The sequence below is a fragment of the Marinilactibacillus piezotolerans genome, from assembly GCF_900114235.1.
Taxonomy (GTDB): Bacteria; Bacillota; Bacilli; order Lactobacillales; family Carnobacteriaceae_A; genus Marinilactibacillus; species Marinilactibacillus piezotolerans.
This window is the reverse complement of the sequence record NZ_FOSJ01000004.1, coordinates 63,941-79,586: the sequence shown is the minus strand read 5'-3', so window position 1 is coordinate 79,586 and position 15,646 is coordinate 63,941. Positions and strand designations below refer to the sequence as shown.

The 15,646-nt window shown below is 34.3% G+C and carries 15 protein-coding genes and 1 riboswitch; all 15 genes read right to left on the bottom strand.

All coding sequences use genetic code 11. The features are described from left to right. Positions 1-369: 369 nt before the first annotated feature. Positions 370-645, bottom strand: a complete 276-nt coding sequence (locus BM212_RS02080; RefSeq protein ID WP_072694697.1) for an HU family DNA-binding protein — start codon at positions 643-645, stop codon at positions 370-372. A 321-nt stretch (positions 646-966) separates the two neighbouring features. Beyond that, complete coding sequence (gene der / locus BM212_RS02075; RefSeq protein WP_072694696.1) at positions 967-2,280, bottom strand: ribosome biogenesis GTPase Der; 1,314 nt, start codon at positions 2,278-2,280, stop codon at positions 967-969. A gap of 140 nt (positions 2,281-2,420) precedes the next feature. Further along, positions 2,421-3,812 carry a 30S ribosomal protein S1 gene (gene rpsA / locus BM212_RS02070; RefSeq protein WP_232226867.1) on the bottom strand — a complete coding sequence of 464 codons (1,392 nt, stop codon included), beginning with the start codon at positions 3,810-3,812 and terminating at the stop codon, positions 2,421-2,423. Positions 3,813-3,900: 88 nt separating this feature from the next. Next, positions 3,901-4,590 (bottom strand): (d)CMP kinase, encoded by a 690-nt coding sequence (gene cmk, locus BM212_RS02065; protein WP_072694695.1) that lies wholly within the window; start codon positions 4,588-4,590, stop codon positions 3,901-3,903. Positions 4,591-4,628: 38 nt separating this feature from the next. After that, a complete protein-coding gene (locus BM212_RS02060; RefSeq protein WP_091895813.1) occupies positions 4,629-5,312 on the bottom strand; it encodes a LysM peptidoglycan-binding domain-containing protein in 684 nt (227 codons plus the stop codon). A 36-nt stretch (positions 5,313-5,348) separates the two neighbouring features. Beyond that, complete coding sequence (locus BM212_RS02055) at positions 5,349-6,815, bottom strand: RecQ family ATP-dependent DNA helicase (RefSeq protein ID WP_091895810.1); 1,467 nt, start codon at positions 6,813-6,815, stop codon at positions 5,349-5,351. Further along, positions 6,796-7,869, bottom strand: a complete 1,074-nt coding sequence (locus tag BM212_RS02050; RefSeq protein ID WP_091895807.1) for a YpbB family protein — start codon at positions 7,867-7,869, stop codon at positions 6,796-6,798. Before BM212_RS02050 ends, BM212_RS02055 begins: the two co-directional genes overlap by 20 nt. Before the next feature lie 98 nt (positions 7,870-7,967). Further along, on the bottom strand, positions 7,968-8,585 hold the full coding sequence (locus BM212_RS02045) for an ECF transporter S component (RefSeq protein WP_072694691.1): 618 nt from the start codon (positions 8,583-8,585) through the stop codon (positions 7,968-7,970). 184 nt (positions 8,586-8,769) lie between these two features. Beyond that, positions 8,770-8,892: riboswitch (FMN riboswitch) on the bottom strand. Between the two features lie 63 nt (positions 8,893-8,955). Next, positions 8,956-10,782, bottom strand: coding sequence for a sensor histidine kinase (locus BM212_RS02040; RefSeq protein WP_091895804.1), 1,827 nt, complete (start codon positions 10,780-10,782; stop codon positions 8,956-8,958). A gap of 9 nt (positions 10,783-10,791) precedes the next feature. Continuing rightward, a complete protein-coding gene (locus BM212_RS02035) occupies positions 10,792-11,550 on the bottom strand; it encodes a response regulator transcription factor (protein ID WP_335628748.1) in 759 nt (252 codons plus the stop codon). Between the two features lie 161 nt (positions 11,551-11,711). Then, entirely contained in the window at positions 11,712-12,434 is a 723-nt protein-coding gene (locus BM212_RS02030; RefSeq protein ID WP_091895801.1) for a pseudouridine synthase, read from the bottom strand. Between the two features lie 73 nt (positions 12,435-12,507). Further along, positions 12,508-13,071: an SMC-Scp complex subunit ScpB gene (gene scpB, locus BM212_RS02025; protein ID WP_072694688.1), complete on the bottom strand. Its 564-nt coding sequence runs from the start codon at positions 13,069-13,071 to the stop codon at positions 12,508-12,510. Positions 13,072-13,105: 34 nt separating this feature from the next. Then, complete coding sequence (locus tag BM212_RS02020) at positions 13,106-13,849, bottom strand: segregation and condensation protein A (RefSeq protein ID WP_091895798.1); 744 nt, start codon at positions 13,847-13,849, stop codon at positions 13,106-13,108. 31 nt (positions 13,850-13,880) lie between these two features. Next, the gene (locus BM212_RS02015; RefSeq protein ID WP_072694686.1) at positions 13,881-14,237 is read right to left on the bottom strand and encodes a GNAT family N-acetyltransferase; all 357 of its coding nucleotides are present in this window, start codon (positions 14,235-14,237) and stop codon (positions 13,881-13,883) included. A gap of 22 nt (positions 14,238-14,259) precedes the next feature. Further along, a complete protein-coding gene (gene lysA / locus BM212_RS02010) occupies positions 14,260-15,600 on the bottom strand; it encodes a diaminopimelate decarboxylase (RefSeq protein WP_072694685.1) in 1,341 nt (446 codons plus the stop codon). Between the last annotated feature and the right edge of the window lie 46 nt (positions 15,601-15,646).

Genomic DNA, 15,646 nt, shown 5'->3' with positions numbered 1-15,646 from the left:
CAGTGGCCTTTTCTTCTCCGCATTAAGTGGATTTATTTCCCGCACTGACTGGCTCTAAACTCCGCATACGCGGCTCAATCTGTCCGCAATATTCAATAAGAAACGCAGTTATCTTCGAAAATCATGTTTTTGTCTTGAATATCTAGTACATTTTGCATATCATTTGATGTAGGCAAGTGGGTTCCTCCTATGGATATTTGGTTTTTGTCGACTATTATTCTACAGGAGAACTCACTTGTTTTCTATTTTCTGAGACAAAAAAAGACGCCAGTGATTTCTCACCAACGTCATTTATTATAGAACCAAAATAAAAGAGCCCTGTTCCATTTAAGGAACAGCGACTCTAAAAAGTATATACTTTTCTACGTACTATTTCACTGCATCTTTAAGTGCTTTACCCGCTTTGAATGCAGGTACTTTGCTTGCAGGGATTTGGATTTCTTCCCCAGTTTGAGGATTACGTCCTTTACGTGCAGCGCGATCACGAACTTCAAAGTTACCAAAGCCAATTACTTGAACTTTTTCTCCGTTAGCTAGTGAATCTTTAATTGTTTCGAAAACTGCTTCAACTGCAGCAGTTGCATCCTTTTTAGAAAGGTCAGTTGCTGTTGATACTTTTTCGATTAATTCTGCTTTATTAGCCATCGTACATTTTCACCTCCTCATAAGAAGATCAATGCAAGTTATTTTTGAGTAACTTACGATCTTTCAAAACATCCCTTTTTCATTAAATGAATGCATTGGGTGAAATAGTCTTCTTACGACATTTCAATTAAAAAGATACCATAGAAACGTTGATACTGCAATGATTTTGTTAAAAAGAATGTTTATTTTATTTTTCAAAAACAAGGGTTTTTGACTTGACTTATAAGAAAATGTCCTATTTGCTTTAATATCGATTCTTTGTTAATTTATCTACAAAACAGCATAACAGATGAAAACTTGTTAAAACGCTTCTATCGAGTCCTACGTGCGTCTTCTAGCAATAATATGGATAGGCGTTCCTTCAAAATTAAAGGTTGATCTAAATCGGTTCTCCAAAAATCTTTTATAAGAAAAATGTAATAACTCTGGATCATTTACGAAAATTATAAAGGTTGGAGGACTGACACTAACTTGAGTGGTATAAAATATCTTAAGCCTTTTACCCTTATCTGTTGGTGTAGGGTTTGTGGCTACTGCATCCATCACTACATCATTTAAAATAGAAGATTGAATACGAATATTTTGGTTATTATGCACTTGTTCTATAATATCTGGTAATTTATCTAAACGTTTTTTTGTAGTTGCAGATACAAATACAATCGGAGCATAACTTAAATATCTAAATTCTTCTCTTACTTCAAGTTCAAAATCTCTCAAAGTATTCGTTTCTTTTTCAATAGTATCCCATTTATTAACAACAATGATAATCCCTTTGCCCGCTTCATGAGCGTAACCAAATACTTTCTTATCTTGCTCTCTTATGCCTTCTTCTGCATTGATAACACATAAGACAACATTGGATCTTTCAATTGCTCTTAAAGCTCTCAAAACACTGTATTTTTCAGTATTTTCATATACTTTACCCTTTTTCCTGATCCCGGCTGTATCTATGATTGCAAACTCTCGTCCATCATCGGTAACAAAACGTGTATCTACAGCTTCACGTGTTGTTCCTTCGATATCTGAAACAATCACACGGTCTTCTCCAACGATAGCATTTACAATACTAGATTTTCCTACGTTTGGTCTACCAATTACACTAAATCGAATGGTATCTTCATCATAGTCAACTTCTAAATCAGCTGGAAAATTAGCGATTACTGCGTCTAATAAATCCCCTAGACCTAACCCATGGGATCCAGATATCGGATAAGGATCTCCTAGACCTAGTGAATAAAATTCATAGCTATATGCTCTTGATTCTGGATTATCTGCTTTATTAACAGCAAGCACGACAGGCTTGCCAGAGCGATATAGCATAGGAGCTACTACTTCATCAGCATCCGTAACACCCTCACGTATACTAGTAAGCATAATAATTACATCTGCTTCATCAATAGCGATCTGGGCTTGATTTCTGATCTGCTGATTCAATGGTTCATCTTCCATTGTTATTCCACCCGTATCGATAAGTGAGAATTCTTTTCCTAACCATTCTGCTTCAGCATAAATTCTGTCACGTGTTACTCCTGAAACGTCTTCTACAATGGAAATTCTCTCACCTACAATTCGATTGAAAATAGTCGATTTCCCAACATTGGGACGACCTACAATTGCTACTACTGGTTTAGTCATGTACGTTCACCTTCTTTCTTATTTTTCAAATATTTAAATCTAGATTTTCAAAAACATACACCCAACCTTCTAAAAACGGAATCCCGCAATTAAAAGTTTGGGTGCTCTCATTTTAATCCATTAAAGATAAGTGTATCTCTTTATTCTTCGTCATCATTGTTCATAAAACTAGATAACTGATCACCAATTTGATCACCTAACGTGAAAGAACCATCTTCGTCTTCGTCTCTAAGTGAAGGTTGTTTAATTTCTGCTTTAGGTGCAGATTTTTTAGATGTTTCTTTTGGTTGAGGTTCTGGAGCATCTTCTAAAGCTTTGATACTTAGAGATATTCTTTCTTCTGCTGGGCTGACACTTAGAACTTTAACATCAATTTCTTCATCTTTAGCAACAACTTCATGTGGTGTTTCTACATGTTTGTGTGCCATTTCAGAGATGTGTACTAACCCTTCTACTCCAGGTTTCACTTCTACAAACGCACCAAAGTCTGTAACACGTTTAACTTTCCCTTTTACTACAGACCCTACATGAATCTCTTCTTCCAGGTTATCCCAAGGTCCAGGTAAGTTATCTTTGATAGAAAGTGAGATACGTTCTTGTTCTTTATCTACACTTAACACTTTAACCTCGACTTCGTCACCTGTAGAAAGTTTTTCTTTAGGATGTCCTATACGTTCATGTGATATTTCAGAGATATGAACTAATCCATCCACGCCACCAACATTAACAAAAGCACCAAAGTTTGTTAATCTAACAACAGTTCCTTTGACAGTAGAACCTACTTCAAGAGATTCAAGAGCAGCTTCTCTTTCTTTTGACTGTTCTGCTTCAAGCAGAACTTTTCTTGAAAGAATCAACTGACGCTCATTGGGATCAATTTCAAGTATTTTAAAAGTATAAGTGTTACCTTCAAACTGATTCAGATCACTGATATACTGAACGTCCATCTGAGAAGCAGGAACGAATCCTCTAACGCCAGCATCTACTGTTAATCCGCCTTTTACAACTCGTGTAACAGGTGCATCAATCGTTTCTCCGTTATCAAAGATTTTTTGAAGATCTTCCCATACTTTTCTCTGATCAACGCGTTTTTTAGAAAGTACAAAGCTACCCTGTTCTTTATCTTTAACATCACGTAATACTACTACATCAATAACGTCTCCAACTTTAACAATTTCAGATGGATGATCAAATCGTTCAGTAGATAATTCACGTGGAGGAATAATACCCTCTTGTCCGCCTCCTAAACCTACAATAACTTGTTTGTCATTGTCGATTACAAGAACCTCACCTTGAACTAAATCTCCTGGAGCGATATCTACGACATCTCTTAATACGTCTGACATAGATTCCGCATCAGAGTCAGAATCTATTGCAGGCTGAACTTGCGCATTTTCGTTTTCAGCCTTTACATCTTCAGGATCTGTATTAGCAGGAGTATTAACCACTACTTGGTTTTCTGCTACTTCTTGAGCTTCCTGTTCTGTTGTATTGTTTTCTACTTCTTCGTTCATATTTTCTTTGTCTGTCATCTTATATGTGCCTCCCAATGCCAATATTTCTACTCATCTAATTGTACATAAAATCAGATTATTTTTCCACTAAAACATTTCAAGCTCACTATTTACGCAAGTTTGGATACTTTTCAAAAATAATTTCTTTAATTTTTTTAACGACTTCATCAATCGATAATGCTGTTGTATCTATTTCAATTGCATCGTCAGCTTTTTTTAATGGAGATACTTTTCGTGTCGAATCTTTATAATCTCTATCGGTGATTTCTTGTTTTAATTTTGTTAAGTCAGACTCAATACCTTTTTGTTTGTTTTCTTTATGTCTTCGCTCAGCTCTTTCATCCACACTCGCAACTAAAAAGATTTTTACGCTAGCATCGGGTAAGACTACTGTACCAATATCTCGACCATCCATTATAACATTTTGTTTCAAAGCGATTTTACGTTGCCTTTCTACTAATACTTCCCGTACCAACGGATGAGCTGCTACAATAGATACCGCGTTTGTTACATCATTTTGCCTAATCTTATCTGTTACGTCTATTTTATTGCAAAAAACTGATTGCCCCTCTACAGTTCTTTCAAATTCAATTGAAACGCTATTCAACGCATTTACAATTGCCTTCTGATCTGTAAGGTCAATACGCTCTTTTATCACAACATAAGTGATTGTCCGGTACATTGCTCCACTATCTACATAAATCAAGTTTAGCTGATCCGCGATTCTTTTTGCTACAGTACTTTTACCCGATGATGCTGGACCATCTATCGCAACTGTCAATTGTTTATCTTCCAATCATTTCACACTTTCATAAATTAATTATGACCCATAAATTATTGTACGACCAACTCTTGGCCTATATATACTGATTCATCACTCAGACCATTCAGCTGCATTAATTCTTCTGTAGTCATACCATGATTCAATGCAATTCGGTACATATTATCACCGGCTTTTACTACATAAGTTTCAGTACTAGGTGCAGGAGTCTGGCTCGCTTCACTAGAAGCTGAATTGTTATTAGTATCTGTACTTGAAGATTCATTAGCATTATTTGAACTGCTATTGCTGTCAGATGAAGCAGAATCTGAAGGTTGATCAGTTTCGGTAACAGTTTCTGTTTCCTCTGTCTGCTGTTTTGGTTCAGATTGTTCTTTCTCAGTGGTATCATCTGATGTTTCTTCCGTATTTTCAGGTTCGTCAACTGGTTCTTCTTCAACTGATTCTTCTTCTTCCACATTCTCATCAGTATCTGTATTTTCAGTTGTTTCTTCAACAGTAGGTGCTTCAGGGGCATTATAATTAGCTTCACGATTACTATACCAAGCATATGTACCCAGTGTTACGACAATAACTAAAACTAAAAAGATAACCGTTACAGTCAATATTGGAGAGATACTTTTCTCACGTTCTCTTTTAGCTTTTCGAGACATGGTTTGTTCTTCATCATAGTCAACCTCTTCATCAAAACGTTTTGACCACAGTTCCTCCATCGACTCGCGATCTTTCTTACTCATCGTACTTCCTCCTTAAATTCTATCATTATTATTGTATCATATTTTTCTGGTTTTAATAGATTCATCGTCTATTTTGTACAATTCTTTTAGTCTCTTTCTCCAATTCATGTCCACCTTATTCCTTACTATTGAACCCTCTTCATATTTATAAAAACACTCTTCTAAACTTGGATTACAAGAGCTGCAACATTTATCTGGCTTAACATCTATGACTTCATCAAAGTATTTTAATATAAAATTTCTTTTACATCCTTTATGCTTAATATATTGCATCATGAAGTCTAATTGTTCACTTTTCAATCGTTCTCTTATTTCAACCTGCCTCACAGCAATGCTAAGTGGAATTCCAGATTTCTGATAATATTGAGCAATTTGCACTCTTGGATCTTCTTGATTAGATTTTATCTTATGATAGTTTTTGTATACGTAACTAAGCAGCGATTTATCTGGTAAAGCATCTTCTTGGAGTCTCTTTTGAATAAATTGATCTCCATATTCAAAAAGTAAAATTGCGATCCCATCTTTACCATCTCTACTACACCTACCTATTTCCTGAAGGTACATTTCCGGATTTGATGGGACATGATAGTGAATAATAAATCGAACATCTGATTTATCAATGCCCATCCCAAATGCACTTGTAGCACAAATAATCTGTACAGAATTCTCAATGAATTGCTGTTGTATTTTAATTTTGTCGTCTGTAAGTATATCTGAATGATAACTTTCAACTGACAGTCCAAGTTCACTTCTTAACTCTTGAGCAAGTTCATCTGCCAATTTTTTGCTTGAAAAATAAATAATACCTGGTTTTTGTAAATTCCTTACAAATTCTTTTAATTTTTCTTTTTTATTCCCTTCACATATTTCTACTTTTAACTTTATCGCATCTCTATTAACAGAATAGATAACTTCTTTTGTTTGCTCTTCATCCATTTTCAAAGAATCTTTGATTTCATCTCTCACTCTATTAGTTGCAGTAGCAGTCAGAGCCATTGTTACTGGATTATTCAACTTTTCTTTCACTTCTCCTATTTTAAGATAATCCGGTCGGAAATCCATTCCCCATTGGGATATACAATGTGCTTCGTCAACAACAAAAAGTGCTATTTTCACCTTTATTAATCTATTAATTACAAAATCATACTGGATCATTTCTGGAGAAATAAAAAGAAATTTTAACTTATTTAAATTATTAAAAATTCTTTTCTTTTCGTTACTTGAAGATAAACTATTTAACGCTGCCACTTGTCGTTCGCCAGACTTTTTAAGCCTTTCGACCTGATCTTGCATCAAAGATAATAAAGGAGAGACAATTAATACTAATCCCTCTTTTAGATAGCCAGGCAGTTGATAACAAATTGATTTTCCACTTCCTGTTGGCAGCATAACCAGCGTATCAAACTTCTGGAGTGCAGCCTCTATCGCTTCTATTTGACCTGGTCTAAATTCTTTGAAACCGAATTTTTCATTTAGAGTTTGTTCAATTACTGATAGATTCATTTCTAATCCTCTCAATCTCCACTAGACGGTACCACATGAATTGTATATTACTATTTTCTTGTTTTGCTTTCTGAAAACTAAAATAAGGATTTGTTTCAAAAGATTGATGAAGTTGTATATAGATTTTTTCTGGAATAAATGGCCTGAAATTAAAAGATTGTTTTACCAGAGCAATTTCTAAAATATGTTCCTGAATAGTACTTAGTTTTAAATTTCGTTTAAGGGCAATATCTGCAAGATTATTCCCCTTTCTAATGTAACTTGCTGTTAAATAAGTACTTCTTGATAAACCATAATAATAATTCTTTTTAGTCTGATGTAAAAATGATTTTAACAGTGTGTACTCTGATTTTTCTATTAAATCTATTAACTGCTCAATAGCTTGGTTTAATAGAATATATAATTCAACCGTATCTAAAGAAAGACTTTCAGCTAATTGTCGATTAGTTTTTCCAACTAGTTCATGACCAGTTAATTTCCATACTAGAATCAATGCCTCTTCCTCAGTAAGGTTTTCTAACACTAAACTTAATTCATTTGACCAGCATTTACTTAGATTATGTAAAGATTCATCTAAAGTTGCCAGCCATTCTTTTACAGCTGTCTGATGAATAGGATCTTTTATAGTAGGCCTATATTGTTTATTACTATAGATCGCTTCAGAAAAAATTTGAGATACTAATTGGAATTGATAAAAAAAAGGCGTACGAATCGTTGCGTTCTCTAATGATGCAATTTTAGCAGGATAATCCTTATCTGAAAAGTACTTTTCAAGCGCTAATGATCCGTTATCTGATAAAATATAGCCATTATTTTCATTTATATCAAGCCATTTCAATTTAATAAGCTCATTAAGGTACTGATCAAGTTTGTCTTTAGTTAATGTCTTGAATAAACCAAACGGAGTATATAATTTTTCTCTCTCAACTTTAAATAACATTGAAGGGGTTCTTCTTCCATGAAAAATATGAATCAATTGCGCTGAACTTAAAGGAGAATCTTTATTAAACAAAGATAAAATAAAATAAGTGATATATTCATGATTTGAATTCATTAGCTACTCCTTTCACTCCATTAGAATACAGGTTCATTAGTTTTTTTTCAATAAAAAAAGGACGACCCTAATGATCGTCCCTTGTCAAAATAGTAAAATTAAATTAATTTATCATTATTTAAAACAGCAGTCCTTGAGTGATTTTTATATAATCTTTTTCTGGATTTTTCCAACCATGGATATAGTTTTTGGAAAGCTACAAAAAAGATGACGGAAACAATCGTGCCTTTTATTAAATTGAATGGAACAATTGCTAAAAGTAGATACTCAGATAAAGGTCCTACCTCAAATCCCATTACAGCCATGTAGGCCGGTACTAAGAAAAACCAGTTCAATAGTGCCATCACAATACTTAATGTAATAGTACCCAATGTTGATGCAACAATTTTTTCTTTCAACTTCAATCCGAATTTAGTAATAATTAAATAAATCGGAAGAGTAAACGAAAGTGAGGCAACGAATTGCGCTGTATCACCAATTGGTAGTCCCGCTTCTCCGCCTTTTTGAACAAAAGATAATAAAGAGCGGATAAACGCAATAATGACACCACCTGCTGGACCATACACATACATACCAAAAAGGATAGGTAAATCACTGAAATCTATTTTTAAAAATGATGAAGCAGGGAGTATAGGAAATGCAAACATAGAAATAATCCATGCTAGTGAAGCTAATATAGCAATCCCTACAGTTTTATGTGTTTTGATATTTGACATTGAAAATCCTCCTAGAAGGATTCATCACTCTGGGAATGAACTTATTGATTCTTTGTCTATTCATCGTTCTTTGTCATGAAATGAGATTGAACCTGTTTTGTACTCTAGAAATACAAAAGCTCTGTTCAATTCCACTTCAGGAAAATGAACAGAGCTAAATAGACATGTTTAATCAGTCAAAAAGCTCCATCTTCTTTATACCAGACTATACTGTCGGTACTGGAATCACACCAGTTCAGCAAAATAAAAATTTCGCTCGTGGACTTTACCACCGGTCGGGATTTACGCCCTGCCCCTGAAGATGAATCATATTTTTATACTATCAAGTAGTACAATACTATTATACAAAATATTTAATAAATGTCAAGTTCTAGTCATTATTTAGTTGATCAAGATTTTCTTCTTGATCAATCGGTAAATGGATAATGAAAGTAGACCCACTGCCTAAATTAGATTCAACGCTTAATCGTCCACCATGTGCTTCTACAATACTTTGAACCACTGATAAACCAATTCCTGTTCCAGAAGCATTGTCCGAATAATTTTTACGGGATTTATCTGCTTTAAAGAAGCGGTCAAAAATGTAAGGAATATCTTCTTTGGGAATGCCTGTGCCGGTATCTCTAACTTGCATGATAATCTCCTCTAAATTACTGTCTTCAAAAAGACTTAGAGTAACTTTTTTAGATTCTTTTTCAGTCATGCCAGTATGTCTAATAGCATTATTAATTAAATTGACAAAAACCTGATCCATTTTATCCTTATCGATCGGCAGTACAATATCATCTTCTGGAAGGTCAAGTTCCAAATTCACACTTACTTCTGAGGCCATTTTTTTAAATCGAGCAATTAATGTATTTAGATAATGATTCAAATTGATTGGATCTTTCTCAATCTCAATAAACCCGGCTTCCATTCTTGATAGATCCAGCATTTCATTAACCATTCTATTCATTCGCTGTGACTCATCGCTAATAATCTGAGCCATTTCTTTTTTCTCATCGATTGTTTCTGCTATATCATCTATGATAGCTTCGCTATATCCTTGAACCATTACAAGTGGTGTACGCAATTCATGAGAAATGTTACTGATAAAGTCAACTCTCATTTTGTCTAATCTATGCTCATGAGTCAAATCTTTAGTAGAAACTAATATACCTCGTATATCCAGGGTGTCCTCTTCGATCAAGGGCATAATGGTTACTTCATAATAAAACTCGACCATCTCGATATGAAATTGAGAATATTTCTTAGTTTCCACCGCTTCTTTCAAGTTGTTCTCAATATCTACATAGTTATCTTTTTCAGAAAAATTCCCTTTTTCTACTTGATAATGTGTCAGAAACAGATCTCCAGCAGGGTTTGATAAAATTAATGTCTGGTCAGAATCATAGTAAAGAATTCCTGTATCTATACTTGTCATAATATGAGAGAGCAATTCCTTTTCTTGTCTTACTACAGTTCGATTCGTTTCCAACGAGTGCCCCATCTTATTCATCGCCATAGCAAGTTCTGATAAATCATCCCGGCCTGATACTGGTAATTGATGACTAAAATCATCTCGTGCATAATCAAATGCAATATTAGTCATCGCATTAATAGGTTCTGATAAATTTCGGCGAAGGTATAAATAATAAATATAACTCAAAAAAATATTAAACAATATAAGTACAATTATGGCGATCGATACCATTTTTTCAATATTTGAAATAAAAGATAGATCTACATAAGCATATAGCGCATAGTTCTCGCCATTAAAATTAATATGTTCAATATGAAAAATATAAGGTATTTTACTCTGATGTCCTGGAGACAAGTCAGATCGTATATGAATTTCATCACTTGCTTTTAAATCAGTTCTAAGATCGGGATTATCCATTATTTTCTGGTAAACACTTTCAGAAAATTCTACATCCCATTCCCCTTGATCATCAGTGTACTGATCTTCTGTACGAAGAGCAAAATTTATTTTTGAATGGATAACATTAGCTTCTTTCAGGTAATTGAAAATAAATGCAGGATCACTTTCTGATAATCCTCCTACGTTAAGAATAAACGTTTCGTAATCATTTATATAATTATCTTTGATCTCTTCTGAATAAAAGTGAGTGTAGAACAAAGAAGTGGCAACTAGGGATAAAAGAATCAGTCCAGAAGTAGTCAGCCAAATTCTAATCGCAACGATATTTAGCTTCATACTCTAGACCTACTCCTCTTCCTCATGTGGGTAAGAATTCAATTTATAACCAAGCCCCCATACAGTTTCTATCATTTTAGCTGCAGTCTTTGATTCCTTTTTTAATTTTTCACGCAACCTTTTCACATGTGTATCTACTGTACGTAAATCTCCGAAGAATTCATACTTCCAGACTTCTCTAAGCAACTGTTCCCTACCGAAAATCTGATCAGGAGAAGACATTAAATAATGAAGTAAATCATACTCTTTTGGAGTAAGATTCACTGTTTTCCCATCAGCTGTGACTCTTCTAGAATCGTTATCAATTTCTAGATGTGGCAGTGTGAGTGTATCAGATACACTTGCTGCTTTGCTTGGGTTTCCTCCGCTAGCCTGACTTCTTTTTAAGATTGCAGAAACTCTCAAAACGATTTCACGAGGACTGAATGGCTTAACGATATAATCATCAGCGCCTACTTCAAACCCTTGGATACGGTTTAGTTCTTCACCTTTAGCTGTCAGCATCATAATCGGTGTTTCTTTCTCTTTGCGCAATTCCTCAGCTACTTCTATTCCATCCATTTCAGGCATCATAAGGTCTAAAAGAATCAAGTCATAATCATTTTCTAATGCTAGTTTTAAAGCTATTTCACCATTTTCAGCTTCATCAATTTCATAATGAGCTTTTTCAAGGTACATTTTAAGCAATCTACGTATTCGATTTTCATCATCTACAACCAAGAGTCTTTTTGGTTGTTCTACATTTTCCTGCATTATTTCATCCGTCACGATTCGACACTCCTTAGAACGTGATACTATTGAATAAATTCAAGTATAGTTATTTTCTTTCCTGTTGCTGCTTAACTTCAATTATAACTAAGATGAAAAGAATGTGCCACTAATTCAATTCGACAAATTCTATACCCTCTATATAAACAAGTTGCGAACTTCTATTCATCTTCTACTAATTGATATAGTTTATTGATTTCAAACTGTTTCAGTTCTCTAAAAACCCCAGACTGCATACCTTCTACTGATAAAAATCCATATTGGGTTCTAGTTAATTTTTCAATAGGATGATTGATAGCTTTCATCATTTTTTTTACTTGATGGTTCTTACCTTCATGAATAATCAATTCTACTGTTGAATAATCTTTCTTTCGGTCATAGTTAATGATTCTTGCTTTTGCTGGAACAGATTTAACTTTATCGAAAACTACTCCTTTTTCAAGCTGCCTTATATCCTCTCTTGTTACTCGTCCTTTAACTTTAGCAAGATATGTTTTTTCTACAGAATATTTAGGGTGCATTAATTTATTAGCAAGCTCTCCGTCATTAGTCAAGAGTAAAACACCTGTAGTATCATAGTCTAACCTACCTACTGGATAGATTCTTTCTTCTACTTCATGTAACAAATCAACTACAGTTTCTCTATTCTTTGGATCACTGGCTGTTGACACTACTCCTCTTGGTTTATTCAACAAAAAGTAAACTAATTTTTCTTTCTGGATTGGCACACTATCGACTTCTATTGAATCTGATTTTTTCACTTGAAAACCTAATTCAGTAATCACTTTTCCATTAACCTTAACTCGGCCTGCTTCTATCATACTTTCTGACTTTCTTCTTGAAGCAATTCCTGCATGAGCCATGACTTTTTGTAAACGATCCATCTGACCCCTCCTTTAATCTATTTTATGTAACTTAATGAATTCGCAGAATTTTTAGTTTTAAAAACGTTTATTTTCAATCTAATGATTGTTGAAAGTTTTCAAAAAATAGTGAGGTTTCTTCAACCTCGTCCTCTATCGTAAGTTCAGGTAATTCTGATAAGCCATTTAACCCAAAATAATCTAAAAAATAGTCTGTTGTTCCATATAAAACTGGTCTGCCAGGTGCTTCTAAGCGTCCGACTTCTTTAATAAGGTCCCTCAATTTCAACTTTTGCAGAGCAGTTGCTAACTGTACTCCTCTAATTTCCTCTATTTCCATTCTGGTTATAGGTTGTTTATATGCAATAATAGCCAACGTCTCTAATAATGCCTTGCTTAACTTTTGCATTAAAGGAGACTGAGCATAACCGCTAACGATAGTTGAATACATTTCTTTAGTTACAATTTTGTATTTATTTGCTGTTTCAATGATCGTAAGTGCGCTAGAGTTTCTAGTATTATATTCATTGAGCAATTTATCCAGTGAAACAAGTACATGATCAGTCGTAGCGTTTGTCAATTTAGCCATTTCCTTCAAAGACAACCCCTCATCTCCTGCAACAAATAGTAAAGATTCATATACAGCTAATTCATTCATTCAATCTCCTCCTTTTTTTTTGACTTAAAAATCTTTACGTTAAAAAGGCTAGTTTAATATCTGAAAAAGTTTTATCTTGTCTGAAATCAACTTTATTTTCTTTAATCAATTCTAACAGTGCTAGAAAAGTTACCACAACTTCCTTACTTGAATAATATTCAAAAAGATGTTGGAACGTTATTGAAGCGTCAGGACTATTCCTTATCTTTGATTCTATCCATTTCATTTTATCATTAACGGTAACTTCTTCTGGTTCTATTATAGTAGCCTCTGGTTCTTTTAATTCATTTCTTCTAATTAACGATTGAAATGCATCTATTAAATCCAATAAGTCAATCTCGCCTTTTTTCAAAGGGATATGTTCTTGATACTTAGAGACATCTGTTGGCTCTTTTGTGAAAAATTCTGCCCTTTCGGACTGTTTATGATCCAATTGTGATGCAGCATTTTTAAACTTCCTGTACTCTAGCAGCATTTCCATTAATTCTTCTCTTGGATCCTCTTCCTCTATAGTGAATTCTTTCTCTTCATCCCATCCATCGTTTCTGGGAACCAGCATTTGACTTTTGATGGACATTAGTGTTGCTGCCATTACTAAATAATCACCAGCAACATCAAGCTGCAGGATTTGCATCGCATGAAGATAGTCCATATATTGAGTTGTGATTTTTGCTATCGGAATATCATAAATATCTATTTCATATTTGTTAATCAAATGAAGCAGAAGATCTAACGGTCCTTCAAAGACTTCCAAATTTACTTGCCAATGTTCTGTCATAGTGTTTTCCTCTTAAGCTCTACTTTATCTGCTAACTTTCAGTGTGCCACTTAGCAATCAGTGGGCCCGTTTCTATTGTTCCTACTAACTGCCTAGGAGCATATTTAGCCGCTAATACATCTAAAAGACGATGAGCAAGTCCTTCTTCTCGGAAAGATGGATTTATCGAGATATGTCTAACTAAAATAAACTCTTCTTCAACTTCAATTCCCAGCACCCCAACAAAATCGTTCGTTTCTTGGCTTTTCCACAAAAATAACTGGCGATTGTCTTCTTGGGCATACCAAGTCAATTCTTTCATTAATCGATTTGTTTCTTTCAAATCTGGTACATAAGATAATAGACCCATTGTAATTTTCTGATAGTCAGCTTTGTATTCTACAAGCATCCATTTCCCTCCATATTTTAACTCAAATTGAATCAGCGATAGGATTTTCTAACCTCATAAAGTCGTCATACGATTCTCTTTTAATCGCTAAAAAATCTTGTCTATTTTCAACGAAGACAACAGCCGGACGGGGCAATCTATTATAATTGCTCGCCATAGAATATCCATACGCTCCAGTACTCAATACTGCAAGATAGTCTCCTTGTTCGACTTCAGGCAAAGCTAAATCCCAAATCAGCATATCTCCGCTTTCACATGCTTTACCGGCTATGGAAACGGTTGTATCATATTGGGCATAGACTTTGTTAGCTAAAACACCAGTATATTCTGCTTCATAAAGTGCCGGTCTAATATTATCCGCCATACCTCCATCTACTGAAATATAACGTCTAATTTCCGGTATATTTTTTTCTGTTCCGATAGTATAAAGTGTTGTCCCAGCTTCTCCAACAATACTTCGCCCTGGTTCTACCCATATTTCCGGCAACTCTAAATGTAGATCTGCTGAATTTTTTTCGACACTTTCAACAATACTTAACGCATAGTCTTTAATCGAAAGAGGTTCATCTGCTTTTGTATATCTTATACCAAAACCACCCCCGACATTTAGAACTTTCAAATCAAAGTCAGTTTGTTCTTTCCACTGTTTAGCATGCTGCATTAACCTTTCTATAACAGCCTTATAACCATCAGTCTCAAAAATCTGAGAACCTATATGTGCATGAAGTCCGATTACATTGATATAAGCACAATCCAAAGCTGTTTTTATAGCTTTTTCAGCTTGTCCAGAAGCTAGATCAAAACCAAATTTAGAATCTTCTTGTCCTGTAGTAATATACTCATGTGTATGGGCTTCAATGCCAGGGGTGATTCGAATTAGAACATTAATATTTTTCTGATGCAAAGTTGTCAATTGATTGATCATATCTAATTCAGTAAAGTTATCAATAACTATACATCCTATATTATAGTTTAATGCTTCTACTAATTCCTGATGGGACTTATTATTCCCATGAAAATGAATCTTTGCCGCTGGAAAACCAGCTTTAATTGCCAGATGAAGCTCTCCTCCTGAAACTACATCCAGCGAGACTCCTTCTTTTGCCAGAATCTGATATAAGGCTAAGGACGAAAAAGCTTTACTAGCATAAGCAACCTGAGTAGGTTTACTATAAATAGAAAAAGCCTTTTTAAACTCAGATAAACGAGACTTAATCAAATTCATATCGTAAACATATAAAGGAGTTGAATATTTCTCTGCTAAATAGACAGTATCTACTCCTCCAATTTCAAGATGATTTTTTTCATTTATTTTCATAGTTCCCGGAAAATATGGAATATTCTGATTTTCAGATTGGCTCATTTGTCACTACCTACATTTCTTTAGTCATAGTCTTGAATAAATGATA

What these genes read in the sequence shown, in the direction of transcription:
- BM212_RS02080 (WP_072694697.1), bottom strand. Translation starts at nt 645, where the DNA reads ATGGCTAATAAAGCAGAATTAATCGAAAAAGTATCAACAGCAACTGAC.
- der (WP_072694696.1), bottom strand. Translation starts at nt 2,280, where the DNA reads ATGACTAAACCAGTAGTAGCAATTGTAGGTCGTCCCAATGTTGGGAAA.
- rpsA (WP_232226867.1), bottom strand. Translation starts at nt 3,812, where the DNA reads ATGACAGACAAAGAAAATATGAACGAAGAAGTAGAAAACAATACAACA.
- BM212_RS02060 (WP_091895813.1), bottom strand. Translation starts at nt 5,312, where the DNA reads ATGAGTAAGAAAGATCGCGAGTCGATGGAGGAACTGTGGTCAAAACGT.
- BM212_RS02055 (WP_091895810.1), bottom strand. Translation starts at nt 6,815, where the DNA reads ATGAATCTATCAGTAATTGAACAAACTCTAAATGAAAAATTCGGTTTC.
- BM212_RS02050 (WP_091895807.1), bottom strand. Translation starts at nt 7,869, where the DNA reads ATGAATTCAAATCATGAATATATCACTTATTTTATTTTATCTTTGTTT.
- BM212_RS02045 (WP_072694691.1), bottom strand. Translation starts at nt 8,585, where the DNA reads ATGTCAAATATCAAAACACATAAAACTGTAGGGATTGCTATATTAGCT.
- BM212_RS02040 (WP_091895804.1), bottom strand. Translation starts at nt 10,782, where the DNA reads ATGAAGCTAAATATCGTTGCGATTAGAATTTGGCTGACTACTTCTGGA.
- BM212_RS02030 (WP_091895801.1), bottom strand. Translation starts at nt 12,434, where the DNA reads ATGGATCGTTTACAAAAAGTCATGGCTCATGCAGGAATTGCTTCAAGA.
- scpB (WP_072694688.1), bottom strand. Translation starts at nt 13,071, where the DNA reads ATGAATGAATTAGCTGTATATGAATCTTTACTATTTGTTGCAGGAGAT.
- BM212_RS02020 (WP_091895798.1), bottom strand. Translation starts at nt 13,849, where the DNA reads ATGACAGAACATTGGCAAGTAAATTTGGAAGTCTTTGAAGGACCGTTA.
- BM212_RS02015 (WP_072694686.1), bottom strand. Translation starts at nt 14,237, where the DNA reads ATGCTTGTAGAATACAAAGCTGACTATCAGAAAATTACAATGGGTCTA.
- lysA (WP_072694685.1), bottom strand. Translation starts at nt 15,600, where the DNA reads ATGAGCCAATCTGAAAATCAGAATATTCCATATTTTCCGGGAACTATG.